Source organism: Anoxybacillus gonensis (assembly GCF_001187595.1).
Classification (GTDB): Bacteria; Bacillota; Bacilli; order Bacillales; family Anoxybacillaceae; genus Anoxybacillus; species Anoxybacillus gonensis.
In genome coordinates this window covers 1,427,014-1,441,123 of sequence record NZ_CP012152.1, presented here as the reverse complement: position 1 = coordinate 1,441,123, position 14,110 = coordinate 1,427,014, and the positions used below count along the sequence as shown (strand labels likewise).

The following is a 14,110-nucleotide window of genomic DNA, read 5'->3' as shown; positions in this document are numbered from 1 at the left end:
AAATAATGTTGACATATATCTTTTGATCGAATACGATTATTGGTAATTAGAAGTAAAGGGGGAGAACGATGGATTGGTTATTGCTCGCGGATCGTGTATTAACAGGGGAGGAAATTACAGATGATGAAGCGCTCTCGATATTAAATTGTCCAGATGATGAACTATTGTTATTACTACAAGGCGCTTATCGTATTCGTCAAACGTATTACGGAAATAAAGTGAAATTAAATATGATTATGAATGCAAAGTCAGGATTGTGCTCCGAAAATTGTGGATATTGTTCACAATCTTCCATATCTACTGCCTCGATTCCGACATATAAAATGGTAAACAAAGATACGATTTTACAAGGGGCAAAACGAGCGTATGAAGCGAAAATAGGAACATATTGTATTGTCGCAAGCGGAAGAGGTCCGAGTGATAAAGAAATAGATGTTGTTGTATCTGCGGTGAAAGAAATTAAAGAAACATACGGTTTAAAAGTATGTGCTTGTTTAGGGATATTAAAACCAGAGCAAGCGTTGCGATTAAAAGAAGCAGGTGTGGATCGATACAACCATAACATTAACACATCGAAAGAGCATCATCCGCACATTACGACTTCCCATACATACGATGATCGGATACGAACGGTAGAAACGGTCAAAGAAGCAGGGATGTCTCCATGTTCTGGCGTTATTATCGGTATGAAAGAAACAAAACAAGATGTCATTGCGATGGCGAGAAGCTTAAAAGCACTAGATGCGGACTCGATCCCTGTCAATTTTCTTCACGCAATTGATGGAACGCCGTTAGCAGGGACAAAAGAATTAAATCCTCGCTATTGTTTGAAAGTGCTCGCGCTGTTTCGTTATATTCATCCAACGAAAGAAATTCGCATTTCTGGGGGGCGAGAGGTAAACTTGCGTAGCTTGCAACCACTCGGTTTATATGCTGCCAACTCCATCTTTGTTGGAGATTATTTAACGACAGCCGGACAAGAAAAACACGCTGATTTTCAAATGCTTGAAGATCTCGGATTTGATATTGACTTTGCACCAGCATCTTATGCGATATAAAAAAGCCGACGTTTTGTGTCGGCTTTTTTATATGTACATATACTATTACTAATTACGATGTTCAACGTTGGAGTGAAGTTCATGTGATATCAAGAAAATTTGAAAATGAGCGGTTGCGTCGAAAACAAGAAGAAAAAGAGATTATTGACGGTTTATTAGATATTTATAATGACTATAAATGGTTGTACGAACAGTTTGGCGATGAACAGTATGAACAAATGATGGAGCAAATCGTCGAGCAGTTGAAAAAGTTTACGAGACGGAAACGACGCGAATGAAATTTATATACATTGCCATAACACGTATATAAAATAAGGAATGCAAAAAAAGAGCACGCCACAAAAGAGTCCATTCGTGATCGTTTCCATCCATTGATCAATTTGTTCGTCCATAAGCTTGTCCTCCGTTTCTTTTTACTTTCAACGTATGTGTACATAGTGGCAAATATACATAAAAAAACGGATGACATAAATGAATAACTTTTTCATAACATAATACAAAGGGGGCGATATTGTGAAAGAAATTGAAGTAGTCATTGATACGGAAGAAATTGCGGAGTTCTTTTACAATGAACTTGTTCGGCGAGGCTTTGTCCCAACAGAGCGTGAAATTGAAGAAATGGCAGATATTATGTTTGATTACTTGATTGAAAAATGTATTATTGATGAAGAGATGATTGATGAATAAAGCGACGGTTGTTCCGTCGTTTTTTATTTGAAACATTTTTTCATTTCGTTCGTATAACGTATAGAATGAAAAATAAAGGAGGCTGTTTTATGGGTCTATTTAATAAAGTATTAGCAAGTATTGGAATTGGTTCTGCTAAGGTGGATACGAAGTTGCATGAATCACAACTATCACTTGGTGAACGGATTACAGGAGTTGTAGAAGTTACAGGAGGAAATGTAGATCAAGAGATTGATGATATATACTTGTCTCTTTGTGCTACATATACAAAAGAAGTAGATGATCGCAAAGTAACGAAGCAAGCCATTATTGAAAAGTGGAAAATTGCCCAATCATTCGTCATTCGTGCTGGAGAAAAGAAAGAATTTCCGTTTTCTTTTTCCCTTCCGCTTGACACACCAATTACAGTAGGAAAAACAAGAGTGTGGTTACACACAGGACTTGATATTAAAAATGCTGTCGATCCGACAGATGAAGATTACATTCGTGTTCAACCTAATCGGATGATGAACGAAGTATTTCGAGTGATGGAAAACTTAGGATTCCGATTAAAAGAAGCAGAATGCAAAGAAGCGGCTTATTATGTTCGAAAAAACCTCCCTTTTGTTCAAGAATTTGAGTTTGTTCCAACGAGTGGTGAATTTCGTGGGAAACTTGATGAAGTAGAAATGATTTTTTTTCCACATACACCACAAGAATGTGAATTACTTATTCAAGTGGACCGACGAGCGCGTGGGTTAGCTGGTTTGTTTGCAGAAGCGCTTGATTTAGATGAAACTTTTGTTCGTGTTACTATTCATGAGCAACATATTCAAACGTTACAAACAGATCTTGCTGCACTCATTCGACGATATGCTTAAAGGATTGGGGACTCCCAATCTTTTTTTATGCAAATTGTATGATTTTATATATTCGACAAAAATAGTAAAAAAATGCAAAAGGAATCGACAAAGCGAATCGCTAATACATACGTAAAGAAAAAAGAGGGGTGGATGTTAGTGATTCGCATGCTTATGGGGAAAATATTAAAATCAACACAAAGCTATGATGTAACGTTATTTCAAACTCCGCAATTTGGCCAAACGAAAGGATATCGTCAAGTATATCGGCTGACGGTGAGTGGAGAAGATCACGATGACGTATTAGCTGAAGTTTATCGAATGTTTAATGTTCCAGATTTAGTACCGAAAGATTATCGTGCGCGATATGTGAGTACAGGTGATATATTGCTTATTGATGAAGGAATATACGGTCAATTTTTTTATCGTTTAAGCTCGGATGGATGGGAACGTATTCACCGTATGTATGTGCGTTAAAAAATGTCTTTAAATGTTCACAAAATTGTGCTATATTGTATATAGACAATTAGCACAAGGTTAGAGTATGATAAAAAATTCCCCTTGTGCACAAGGGGATTATTTTTTTCGTTTCTCGGCACTATACTCTTTATCGTGTGCTTCAGCTTCAGCAATTAACGTATCTTTTGGAACATGATTGTTTTTTTTCGGACTATTGATACGGTTGCGATGTTTTTTTCCCAATCGTAACCCTCCTTTACATGTAGTTACATCTATTAACATCGACAAGAACATAAAAAATATACATATGGGGTGGGAAAAGCGATGTTTGCATTTATGATTTCTTCGATTGTCGGACTTATTGCTATTTTTTGTTCTTTGTTTATTAAGTTTGAATTAGAGCGATTAATTGGGCGGAGAAAGAAAATTTTCTTCCTTCATTTCGCAAATATTAGTATCACTAACGTCGTTATTGCAAGCGCTTACTATGTGTTTAGCGGAATGTTTGAAACGAACGCACATCCATTTTATCTTATATATTTAGCGTCTTTAGAAGCAATGTTGCCGATTTACGTTGTTTGCTATTTAATATATGAACATTATGAGCAAGCGAAGAAAAAATATATCGTGAGTGAAGATAAAAAAGTTTTGTATGTAAAACCGAAGTATTTTCGAAAAATATCGTCATAAACACGAGGGAATTTCCCTCTTTTTTTTATACATGAAAAACAATGCTTTAGCGAAACATAGGAGTGTGATATAGTATATATGCAGCGATAAAGGCTAAAGGAGGATACATATGAGCGTTCATATTGGTGCAAAAGAACATGAAATTGCGGATAAAATTTTACTTCCTGGAGATCCGCTTCGCGCAAAGTACATTGCTGAAACGTTTTTAGAGGGAGCTACTTGTTATAATCAAGTTCGCGGTATGCTTGGGTTCACGGGTACATATAAAGGCCATCGTATTTCCGTTCAAGGAACAGGTATGGGTGTGCCATCTATCTCTATTTATATTACAGAACTGATGCAAAGCTATAACGTTCAAACATTAATTCGTGTCGGAACGTGTGGGGCTATTCAAAAAGACGTAAACGTTCGTGACGTCATTTTAGCGATGGCATCGTCAACCGATTCCCAAATGAATCGTATGACGTTCGGAGGAATTGATTACGCTCCAACGGCCAACTTTGATTTGTTGAAAACAGCATATGAAATTGGAAAAGAAAAAGGATTGCAATTAAAAGTTGGTAGTGTATTTACAGCTGACATGTTTTATAATGAAAATGCGCAATTTGAAAAGCTAGCACGGTACGGTGTACTGGCGGTAGAGATGGAAACAACAGCGCTTTATACGTTAGCCGCTAAATTTGGCAGAAAAGCTTTGTCCGTCTTAACGGTAAGCGATCATATTTTAACAGGGGAAGAAACAACAGCTGAAGAGCGCCAAACGACATTTAACGAAATGATCGAAGTGGCGCTTGAAACAGCCATTCGTCAATAAATGAAAAAGCTCCTGCGGCTCATTCCCCGCGGAGCTTTCTTCTATTGTGAGGGAGAAAAAGATGAAAAAATGGTTATGTTGTTTTTTGATCATAATGAGTGGCTGTCAATCCTTTGGATCACTTGAGCAAGAACAAAAACCGTCTAAGCCTCCTGTCCAAGTTGAGCAGCCGGCACCATCTTCTGAGACACCGACACCCCCTTCCGAACAACAGGAACAAGAGGAGCTTGTACTTGAAGAACGTTTTTGGAATCAAATTGAAGTGCAAAACGGGGTAAAAGTGATTATGAATCCAGATAACGTACTTGCCTTAGTAAATAAAGAACAACAGTTACCGGCTGACTACAAGCCGGCTGACTTAGTCATTCCAAATGTTCCGTTTACGTTTAAAGAAACGGATGTTGAAAAACGTCACATGCGGGCAGAAGCTGCCAAGGCGTTGGAAGAAATGTTTACAGCAGCGAAAAAACAACAAGTGATATTATATGCTGTGTCAGGCTATCGTTCATATGAGAGGCAACAACAATTATTTACATCTGAAGTTCAACGATTAGGGAAAGAAAAAGCGGTTGTTGCCGTTGCGATGCCGGGGAAAAGCGAACATCAAACAGGGTTAGCAATGGACATTACAAGCCCGAGTGTTCAATATGCAATTACGCCTGCATTTGGCGACACAAAAGAGGGGAAATGGGTAGCTGAGCATGCCCATGAATTTGGTTTCATTATTCGCTATCCAAAAGGAAAGGAACATATTACAGAATATCAATATGAACCTTGGCATTTACGCTATGTTGGGAAAAAAGTGGCCAAAGTCATTTATGAGAAACAAATTACGTTAGAAGAATATTTTCAAATCGTAAAGAAAATATGACTTATACACACTTGAGTACGCAATATTGTTCAAATACATGCGCTAACTTTTTAGATACGTAAATGTATAATTCCGATTGGTATACAGCAGTTAGCGCTTGTCGCAAATGCAACTGTTTAACAAATAATTCGATTTGACGTTTGGCATACTTCATTGCTTGATGTTGTGAAATAATTTGTTTTTTCTTAATTTTTAATTCGATTTCTGTCAATAGTGAGATGGAGAAGCGAAGGATCGCTGCCTCTGTTTGACCGATGAATTGCGAAAGCATCATTTCCATCCTCCTTCGTGTTTACAAAACTGAAATATACTTTACAATACATTAACATATCTTTTTTAAAAAAAATGTCGGAATGTGCGATGAAATTTCGACAAAAAAGGAGCTACAGTGAAAAGTAGCTCCTTTTTATAAAATCATGGCTGCGATCCATGCGAAAATAATGACTGAAATGTTGTAATGAATAAACGTTGGAACGCATGTATCCCAAATGTGATGATGCTGACCATCCACGTTTAAACCCGATGTTGGACCGAGTGTGCTGTCTGAGGCAGGTGATCCTGCATCACCAAGCGCACCAGCAGCGCCAATAATCGCAATGGTTGCCATTGGGCTAAGTCCAAGCTTTATGCAAAGTGGAACGAAAATGGTTGCGATAATTGGAACAGTAGAAAACGAAGAACCAATTCCCATCGTGACAAGCAGTCCGACAATTAACATAAGCAATGCGCCTAGTGCTGTGTTATGGCCAATAAGGGAAGCTGCTTGTTCAACCAGTTTCTCAATATGTCCCGTTTGTTTTAATACATTCGCAAACCCTGAAGCACTTAACATGACAAACCCAATAAACGCCATCATGCGCATGCCTTCTGTCAATAAACGATCGCCTTCTGTTAAACGAATACATCCGCTTAAGTAGATGACAACTATTCCTGCAAACGCCCCAAAAATCATAGAGTCAAGAACAAGTTGAACGGTTAAAGCAGTAATGACAGCGACGATCGCAAACCATACTCCGCGTTTTTGAAACGATTGAGTTTCTTCGCTTTCTAGTTGTATTTGTTTATATGTGCGCGGTTTTCGATACGTAAAAAAAGCAAGCAGTAAACCAACAATCATTCCAAGCGAAGGGAAAAACATCGCTTTTGGAATATCTGATTTTGCAACAACCAACCCGCCTTGAGCCATGTTTGATTGTACAATGTCATGAAAAATAGCCCCAAATCCAGTCGGTAACCACATATATGGAGTAATTAAACCGAACGTAATGATTGATGCGACTAACCGACGATCCACATGCAACTCATTTAAGATGTGCAAAAGTGGCGGAATCAAAATAGGAATAAACGCAATATGGATTGGAATTAAGTTTTGTGAAAAACATGACATGAATAAGATGACGAGAAGAACAAGTGCTTTGGAATATTGCTTTCTTTTTGACTCCCCTTGTTTTCCGACCATTTTTATAATCATATGAACAATGGCGTTTGGTAAGCCAGTTTTCGAAATGGCAATCGCAAATCCACCTAACAACGCATAACTTAAAGCGACTTCCGCGCTGTTTCCTAATCCTTCTGAAAACACCTCAACGGTTTTAGAAAGACTGAGATTTCCAATGAGTCCTCCTACTAATGACGCGATCAATAATGAAAACACGACATTCATACGCAATAAACTAAGAATCAGCATGACGAGTACTGAGATGACAACAGCGTTCATAATTGTGACCTCCAAAATACTTTAGTTTGATAAATTGGTAGAGTGATGAAACACTAAACAATCTATCATATGTATGAATCGTTCGTCAACAATAAATTTGGTCTAAGGCAATGTTATTGCATGTTTCCTACTGTTCTTCAATGAACCAATTTTGTTGCTATAGACCCACACGATATACGCTTGGTACAATGATAACGCAAAAAATGACGAAGAAGTTGGTGGAACAGATGACAAAGATGAAACCTGAATTTGGGGCGTGGGTGAGCATCGGCTCTTATATCGTTTTATCTTTTGGAAAGTTATACGTCGGATATATGTCAAATTCAGAGGCATTAAAAGCTGATGGATGGAATAACTTCACAGATATTCTTGCCTCTACCGCTATTTTAATTGGATTGCTTATTGCAAAAAAACCACGCGATGACAACCATCCATACGGTCATTCACGCGCGGAACATATTTCATCTTTAATCGCAGCGTTTATTATGATGTCGATTGGAGTGGATGTATTGATAAACGCGGTGCAAACGTTGAAGGAAGGGGAGTATGTCAAACCAGATTGGATAGCGGTATGGACAGCAGGTACTTCAGCTGTATTTATGTTTTTTGTATATATGTTTAACAACCGCTTAGCGATAGCTACAAATAGTCAAGCACTTGCCGCTGCTGCGAAAGACCATTTATCCGATGTGCTCGTTAGTGTAGGAACAGTTGTTGGGGTCATTGGTGCTCAGCTACATATGCGTTGGCTTGATCCTGTTACCGCTTTTGTTATTGGATTTATGATTTGCAAAACAGCATGGGATATTTTTAAAGAAGCATCCCATACGTTGACGGATGGGTTTGATGACGAAATGTTAAAGCAATATAAACAGGAAATTGAGCGCATTGACGGTGTGAAGCAAGTAGTAGATATTAAAGGAAGAATGTACGGTAATGAAGTTGTCATAGATGTTACGATTTCTGTTGCCCCGTATTTGAATGTTGTAACAAGTCATGACATTGCAGATCAAGTTGAGCGGTTGCTCGAACAAAAGTATGGAGTTGTCTACGCCCACGTTCATATTGAGCCGTATGAACAAGAGTATGTTTTTCGTGGGGACTGAGATGAGAGAGGAGTTATAAAATGGAAAATAGAACAATTGGAGTTATTTACGCCCTATCTGCTTACGTACTATGGGGAATATTACCTTTATATTGGAAATTACTTCAACATATCGGGGCAGAAGAGATTTTATCTTATCGAATTGTCACTTCTTTTTTATTTATGATTGCGTTGTTGCTTATTCAAAAAAGTTGGTCTACGTTTTTGCATACGTGTCAATGGTTGTGGAGAGAAAAAAAGCGAGCAGCCGCTTTCGTTACGGCTGCGGTGCTTATTAGTATGAATTGGTTTATTTACATATGGGCTGTTAATCACGATCATATGGTTGAAGCAAGTCTAGGCTATTATATGAATCCGCTATTAAATGTTTTATTAGGTGTGATTGTGTTAAAAGAGCGTCTGTACAAATGGCAAGTTGTCTCGTTTATTTTAGCTGCTTTTGGTGTTGTGCTCATGACGATTGAATACGGTAAATTTCCATGGATCGCGCTGTCGCTTGCTTGCAGCTTCGCGTTGTATAGTCTTGTGAAAAAAGTGATTAAAGTTGATGCAACAATCGGTTTAACAGTAGAGACGATGCTTGTTACTCCTTTTGCACTAGCATGGATTGTTCATTCGTTTAGCGAATGGTCAGGACCTTCTTTTTCATTGATGACGATGTTGTTGCTTGTTGGTGCTGGACCAGCGACTGCCTTGCCTCTCTTATATTTTTCGAAAGGGGCACAGCATATATCATTAACTCTTTTAGGTTTTTTACAATACATCTCTCCAACATTAAGTTTGTTGCTCGGTGTGTTTTTGTTTCACGAGCCGTTTACAAATGCACACATGTATGCATTTAGTTGTATTTGGACGGCTTTGCTTTTATTTTCACTTTCTAGTACATGGGAGAAGCGAAAAGAAAAATCGTTGAACATGTAGCGCCTGTCTCGTGAACAGGCGTTTTTTTCACCCATTTTTTTTTAAAACGATAACGTTTTACTTAGCGGTTGAATAGGTTGTTAGTACAAGAAGGAGGTGTCAAAAGATGAGTGGAGGACATCATCATGGTAGTGGCTTTGCGTTAATTGTTGTATTGTTTATTTTGCTAATTATTGTTGGCAGTGCTTATATTGGTGGCTGGGGTTATTAATCAACAATAGAGGGGGAAATACGTGATGTACGGATATGGCTATGGATACGGATCCGGTTATCCAGGATACGGAAAAACATTTGTGCTCATCGTCGTATTATTTATTTTGTTAATTATCGTCGGTGCGGCTTGGTGCTAAAGAGCAAGAGGGGATTTCCCTCTTGCTTTTATACATGTTTCCATTTTTGGATTAATCGTATGAATAATAATATGGCGCCGGAAGCTAAACCGGCAATAAGACCGAGCCAATACCCAAACGGCCCAGCGGTTGTATAATGAGTGAATACGTATCCAACCGGTAAACCAATTAACCAATACGATACGAGTGCAATAAAAAATGGGAAGCGAACGTCTTTATATCCGCGTAATGCCCCTTGAATAGGGGCTGCAACGGCATCAGAAAATTGGAAAAATAAAACGTACAACAAAAAACGTTTCGTCCATTGTAAAACAAGTGCATCATTCGTATATAGGGAAGCAATCGCTTCTCGAAACAGCAATAGGACGATAGAGGCAACAATAGCCATCATCACAGCAGAAGAAATACCGATGATACAGTAACGCTTCGCGTGCTCGAACCGCTTCGCTCCTACTTCAAAACCAACAATAATGGTTAAAGTAAGGGAAACGCTTAATGGAATCATATATAAAAGGGAACCGAAGTTGAGCGCTGCTTGATGAGCTGCAATCGTGGCTGTTCCAAATTGACTCATCAACAAGGTAACAGCCGAGAAAATGCTCGTTTCGAAAAAGATAGCTAATCCAATCGGTGTACCGATGAAAAATAATTGTTTCCAAATAGAAAATGATATCGGATGAAGCTTTTTTAGTATATTGTATGTTGCGAAAGGTTTACGAAAGCGAACGAGTAAAAATGCACATAGCAATAAGCACCAATACGTTATGCTTGTAGCGTATCCTGCTCCTACTCCACCGAATGCAGGTATACCCCATCGTCCGAAAATAAATATATCATTCAATAAAATGTTTAATGGCAACGAGCATAGCGTTAACATCATTGTTACATTCGTTCGACCAAGTGCATCGATAAATGAACGAAGAACATGATAAATAAAAATCGGGACGATACCAATACATAATGCTTGTAAATATTGATAAGCAACGATTTGAACATTATGTTCGATCGGCATGTTTTCCAATAAAATAGGAACGAAAAAATAAATGAGCGTAAACACAAAGAAAGCAAAGACGATCGCTAAGTATATTGCTTGTTCAACGGTTCGAGAAATACGCTCGTGGTCTTTCGCCCCGAAAGCTTGAGCAACAATAGGGGTTAGACCGGTTAATATACCTCCGATTCCTGTAAATGTAGCGATCCAAATGTTTGAGCCAATCGCTACACCAGCTAAATCAACTGCGCTATATTTGCCTGTCATCGTCACATCAAAAAAGTTCATCATATATAAACTGATTTGTGTAAGAAAAATAGGAAATAATATATGTAAAAACTGCTTTATTTTTTCTTTTACCGTATATGTTTCTTTCATCTGTTCCTCCAAATAACATATGAAAAATGTAAACAAACGATATTATAACATATCATTTTCATATATTCATGGATAATCCTCTTGCTTTTCATGTTAAGTTTTGTTACATTAAAAAAGTCGTTTTTTTATTATAAACATCAGGTGAGGTGACGAGCATGCAATTATTACAAACGGTCGTATCATTTTTAAACAACATATTATGGTCGTATGTTCTTATCGCTCTTTTAATTGTCGTCGGATTGTATTTTACATTCCGTACAAAATTTGTTCAATTTCGTTATTTTGGTGAAATGTTTCGAGTCATTACAGAGGCACCAGAAAAAACAGGTGCGATTTCGTCGCTCCAAGCGTTTTTTATGAGCACAGCATCTCGTGTCGGAACAGGTAACTTAGCAGGTGTTGCGTTAGCGATTTCCGTTGGCGGACCTGGTGCGGTATTTTGGATGTGGCTGATCGCTTTAATTGGTGGGGCATCAAGTTTTGTGGAAAGCACACTTGCCCAAATTTATAAAGTGAAAGATGGAAACGGTTATCGTGGCGGTCCGGCATATTATATTGAGCAAGGATTGAAAAAACGTTGGCTCGGTATACTGTTTGCTATTTTAATTACGTTCTCATTCGGTCTTGTATTTAACTCTGTTCAAGCGAATACGATTACATTTGCATTTGAGCATGCGTTCCAAATGGACCGTACAGTGATCGGTATTGTACTTACTATTTTAACTGCCTTTATCATTTTTGGTGGTGTGCATCGTGTAGCGAAGGCATCATCTATTATCGTTCCAGTGATGGCGAGTTTGTATTTATTGATTGCGTTTTATGTTGTTTTAACGAACATGACGGAGTTGCCAGCAGTATTTTCTTTAATTTTTAAAAATGCATTTGGTATTGAACAAGCAGTTGGTGGAGGATTTGGCGCGGCCATCATGATGGGAATTAAGCGCGGATTATTCTCGAATGAAGCTGGAATGGGTAGTGCCCCGAACGCGGCAGCGACAGCAGAAGTTTCCCATCCAGTAAAACAAGGTCTCATTCAAACATTAGGTGTATTTGTTGATACGTTAGTTGTTTGTAGTGCGACAGCATTTATGATTTTACTATCAGGCGATTATATGAAAGAAGGGCTTGATGGAATTACTTTAACACAAACGGCATTGAGCACGCATATTGGTGAATGGGCAAAAGGATTTGTTGCAGTCAGTGTATTTTTATTTGCATATAGTTCAATTATCGGAAACTATTATTACGGCGAAACAAATATTGAATTTATTCGTTCAAGCAAAGCATCATTGCTCGTATATCGACTTGCGGTATTAGCGATGGTCATTTGGGGCTCTGTATCGAGCATCCAAATTGTTTGGGACTTAGCGGATTTATTTATGGCGTTTATGGTTATCGTGAACTTAGTTTCGATTTTCTTACTTGGTCGCGTCGCTTTCGCGGCATTACAAGACTATATTACGCAACGAAAACAAGGAAAAAATCCGGTATTTTATGCACGGAATATTGGTGTAGATCATCAAGTGCAATGTTGGAAAGAAAAACAAACAGAATGGAAAAAAGAGGCGTAAAAATGAGGCTGCAATCAAGCAGCCTCATTTTTTTAAATAAGCGGGTAATTCAATTATAAAACATGAACCATTCCCGAATTCGCTTTGAACACGCATCGCGCCTTTATGCAACTCAATAATTTTTCGTGACAAAGATAAACCAAGACCTGTTCCCGTCGGCTTTGTCGAAAAAAACGGATCGAAAACGTGATGAATAATGGTAGAAGGGATGCCAGGCCCATTATCGCGTACATAAATTTGAACGAGATTATTGTGCAATTTCGTTTCAATGTCTACCCGTAACGATTTTTCCGTTTTTGCTTCAATCGCATTGCGAAATAAGTTAATAAACACTTGCAATAGTTGATTTTTGTCAATGTTAACAACGTATTGTTGTAGTTTTTCATCTAAATGATACGAAAGCTCTACGTTATGAAGAAGCGCTTCACTTCGTAACAAAAGATCTAAATCATGTCGAATAAATTCGTTTATTCCAATCCATTCTGCTTTTACTTCACTTGGTTTTGCAACGTTTAAAAAATCTGTAATAATATCATTTGCTCGATCAAGTTCTGGGATGAGAAGTTGATCAATGAGAGTAACGATATGTTCGGGCAACTGTTCTTTTAAAAACTGTAAATATCCTCGTACTGTCGTTAAAGGATTTCGAATTTCATGGGCAATCCCTGCAGCAATCCGGCCGGCGATCGCCAGTTTTTCTGCTTCTTTTATTTGATTCAGTGATTGAAACATACTAATCACGCGTTTAATTGACCCATCTTCGTTATATAAAATGCGCGTATTAATGATGCCATAATATCGATCGAGCACTTCACAATTGTAAAGAGGTTGCTTTGTCCGCAACGTTTTTAATGTCATAATTTGTTCATCAGGAATGTTTAACAATTCGCGAATATGTTTACCGATCATTTCATCGCGATTTACCCCGACATCGTTTGCTGCCTGTAAATTACATAATGTAATTTTTCCTTCAGCATCCACGAAAACGATATGGTGAGAAACAAGATCAAAAATAGGTGATAAAAATTGTTCCACTTGTTCAAATGGATAGTCTTTTTGCAAATCAATATTCCATTGCAAAATAGATGTTTTGTTTTTTTCCTTCTCTATTGTTTCAACCGTTGGGGAAGGAATATTTCTTTCTTTTTTTATTATTTTTCCAAGTTCGTAATCAACGTATGAAAACGGAAAAGAAATGTGTTCCACAAAGCGTTTATATAAGCGTATTTCTTCTTCAAGCTCATTTATTTTTTGCTTTAGTTGTTCATGACTTTCCATCCTTCTAACTCCTTATTTCACTATTCCTATGTTGAAGTTTAACGCAAAATGAACGGCTCGGCTAGTATGTAAATAAAATTTTATAAAACTATGTTCTAAATGAAAAATGTGATAAACAACAAGATATGAGAATAAGATGGGAAAGAATAAACGAGAAGGAGGAAGGAAAATGACACCTCAGTTTATGTCTTTCATCGATCCTTATGTTTATCAAACCTTGCAAACGATTAGAGGAAAAGAAGTCATCATTGAAACGGTGCGCGGAAATGTGCAAGGCATTATTCAAGATGTGAAGCCTGATCATATTGTATTAAAAAGTAACGACACCCTCTTTTTTGTCCGCATTCAGCAAATCGTTTGGATTATGCCGAAATAAAAAAA

Annotated in this window: 19 protein-coding genes; 14 read left to right on the top strand and 5 right to left on the bottom strand. The window is 37.8% G+C overall.

Translation table 11 applies throughout. From position 1 onward, the window contains the following. Window positions 1-68 precede the first annotated feature (68 nt). The 5 genes from bioB to AFK25_RS07590 all read left to right on the top strand — a co-directional run bounded on the left by bioB (window position 69) and on the right by AFK25_RS07590 (window position 3,061). On the top strand, window positions 69-1,058 hold the full coding sequence (gene bioB / locus AFK25_RS07605; RefSeq protein ID WP_009361283.1) for a biotin synthase BioB: 990 nt from the start codon (window positions 69-71) through the stop codon (window positions 1,056-1,058). Between the two features lie 83 nt (window positions 1,059-1,141). Further along, window positions 1,142-1,336, top strand: a complete 195-nt coding sequence (locus tag AFK25_RS07600) for a hypothetical protein (protein WP_009361282.1) — start codon at window positions 1,142-1,144, stop codon at window positions 1,334-1,336. Window positions 1,337-1,571: 235 nt separating this feature from the next. Continuing rightward, window positions 1,572-1,745, top strand: a complete 174-nt coding sequence (locus tag AFK25_RS14810) for a YozD family protein (RefSeq protein WP_009361280.1) — start codon at window positions 1,572-1,574, stop codon at window positions 1,743-1,745. A gap of 89 nt (window positions 1,746-1,834) precedes the next feature. After that, a complete protein-coding gene (locus tag AFK25_RS07595; RefSeq protein ID WP_009361279.1) occupies window positions 1,835-2,605 on the top strand; it encodes a sporulation protein in 771 nt (256 codons plus the stop codon). Between the two features lie 132 nt (window positions 2,606-2,737). Then, entirely contained in the window at window positions 2,738-3,061 is a 324-nt protein-coding gene (locus AFK25_RS07590; protein ID WP_156185733.1) for a YodL domain-containing protein, read from the top strand. A 99-nt stretch (window positions 3,062-3,160) separates the two neighbouring features. Here the strand turns inward: AFK25_RS07590 and AFK25_RS15300 are convergent, their stop codons facing one another. Beyond that, complete coding sequence (locus AFK25_RS15300) at window positions 3,161-3,286, bottom strand: hypothetical protein (RefSeq protein WP_019417697.1); 126 nt, start codon at window positions 3,284-3,286, stop codon at window positions 3,161-3,163. A gap of 81 nt (window positions 3,287-3,367) precedes the next feature. On the opposite strand from AFK25_RS15300, the gene AFK25_RS07585 reads away from it, so the two are divergent. The 3 genes from AFK25_RS07585 (at window position 3,368) to AFK25_RS07575 (ending at window position 5,418) form a co-directional block, all read left to right on the top strand. After that, the gene (locus AFK25_RS07585; RefSeq protein WP_009361277.1) at window positions 3,368-3,733 is read left to right on the top strand and encodes a hypothetical protein; all 366 of its coding nucleotides are present in this window, start codon (window positions 3,368-3,370) and stop codon (window positions 3,731-3,733) included. A 109-nt stretch (window positions 3,734-3,842) separates the two neighbouring features. Continuing rightward, on the top strand, window positions 3,843-4,547 hold the full coding sequence (gene deoD / locus AFK25_RS07580) for a purine-nucleoside phosphorylase (protein WP_009361276.1): 705 nt from the start codon (window positions 3,843-3,845) through the stop codon (window positions 4,545-4,547). Window positions 4,548-4,608: 61 nt separating this feature from the next. Then, window positions 4,609-5,418: a M15 family metallopeptidase gene (locus AFK25_RS07575; protein ID WP_009361275.1), complete on the top strand. Its 810-nt coding sequence runs from the start codon at window positions 4,609-4,611 to the stop codon at window positions 5,416-5,418. Between the two features lies 1 nt (window position 5,419). Here AFK25_RS07575 and AFK25_RS07570 read toward each other — a convergent pair whose 3' ends face one another. Together AFK25_RS07570 and AFK25_RS07565 are read right to left on the bottom strand one after the other, a co-directional pair. After that, complete coding sequence (locus tag AFK25_RS07570; RefSeq protein ID WP_019417695.1) at window positions 5,420-5,692, bottom strand: hypothetical protein; 273 nt, start codon at window positions 5,690-5,692, stop codon at window positions 5,420-5,422. Between the two features lie 132 nt (window positions 5,693-5,824). Next, the gene (locus AFK25_RS07565; RefSeq protein WP_035066376.1) at window positions 5,825-7,135 is read right to left on the bottom strand and encodes a Na+/H+ antiporter family protein; all 1,311 of its coding nucleotides are present in this window, start codon (window positions 7,133-7,135) and stop codon (window positions 5,825-5,827) included. 227 nt (window positions 7,136-7,362) lie between these two features. Here AFK25_RS07565 and AFK25_RS07560 point away from each other — a divergent pair, with 227 nt between their 5' ends. The 4 genes from AFK25_RS07560 (at window position 7,363) to AFK25_RS14800 (ending at window position 9,511) form a co-directional block, all read left to right on the top strand. Beyond that, window positions 7,363-8,241 (top strand): cation diffusion facilitator family transporter, encoded by an 879-nt coding sequence (locus AFK25_RS07560; protein WP_035066378.1) that lies wholly within the window; start codon window positions 7,363-7,365, stop codon window positions 8,239-8,241. 20 nt (window positions 8,242-8,261) lie between these two features. Then, entirely contained in the window at window positions 8,262-9,161 is a 900-nt protein-coding gene (gene rarD, locus AFK25_RS07555; protein WP_035066380.1) for an EamA family transporter RarD, read from the top strand. A 106-nt stretch (window positions 9,162-9,267) separates the two neighbouring features. Beyond that, a complete protein-coding gene (locus tag AFK25_RS14805) occupies window positions 9,268-9,372 on the top strand; it encodes a YjcZ family sporulation protein (protein ID WP_009361270.1) in 105 nt (34 codons plus the stop codon). Window positions 9,373-9,397: 25 nt separating this feature from the next. Beyond that, window positions 9,398-9,511, top strand: a complete 114-nt coding sequence (locus AFK25_RS14800) for a YjcZ family sporulation protein (protein WP_081957743.1) — start codon at window positions 9,398-9,400, stop codon at window positions 9,509-9,511. A 28-nt stretch (window positions 9,512-9,539) separates the two neighbouring features. On the opposite strand, the gene AFK25_RS07550 is transcribed toward AFK25_RS14800, so the two are convergent. Continuing rightward, window positions 9,540-10,880, bottom strand: a complete 1,341-nt coding sequence (locus AFK25_RS07550) for an MATE family efflux transporter (RefSeq protein WP_035066382.1) — start codon at window positions 10,878-10,880, stop codon at window positions 9,540-9,542. A gap of 155 nt (window positions 10,881-11,035) precedes the next feature. Between AFK25_RS07550 and AFK25_RS07545 the strand changes: the two genes are divergently transcribed. Then, entirely contained in the window at window positions 11,036-12,451 is a 1,416-nt protein-coding gene (locus AFK25_RS07545; RefSeq protein WP_026011674.1) for an alanine/glycine:cation symporter family protein, read from the top strand. 24 nt (window positions 12,452-12,475) lie between these two features. On the opposite strand, the gene AFK25_RS07540 is transcribed toward AFK25_RS07545, so the two are convergent. Then, on the bottom strand, window positions 12,476-13,729 hold the full coding sequence (locus AFK25_RS07540) for a two-component system sensor histidine kinase NtrB (protein ID WP_009361267.1): 1,254 nt from the start codon (window positions 13,727-13,729) through the stop codon (window positions 12,476-12,478). Between the two features lie 169 nt (window positions 13,730-13,898). Between AFK25_RS07540 and AFK25_RS07535 the strand changes: the two genes are divergently transcribed. Then, window positions 13,899-14,105 carry a YuzF family protein gene (locus tag AFK25_RS07535; RefSeq protein WP_009361266.1) on the top strand — a complete coding sequence of 69 codons (207 nt, stop codon included), beginning with the start codon at window positions 13,899-13,901 and terminating at the stop codon, window positions 14,103-14,105. Window positions 14,106-14,110: the final 5 nt, after the last annotated feature.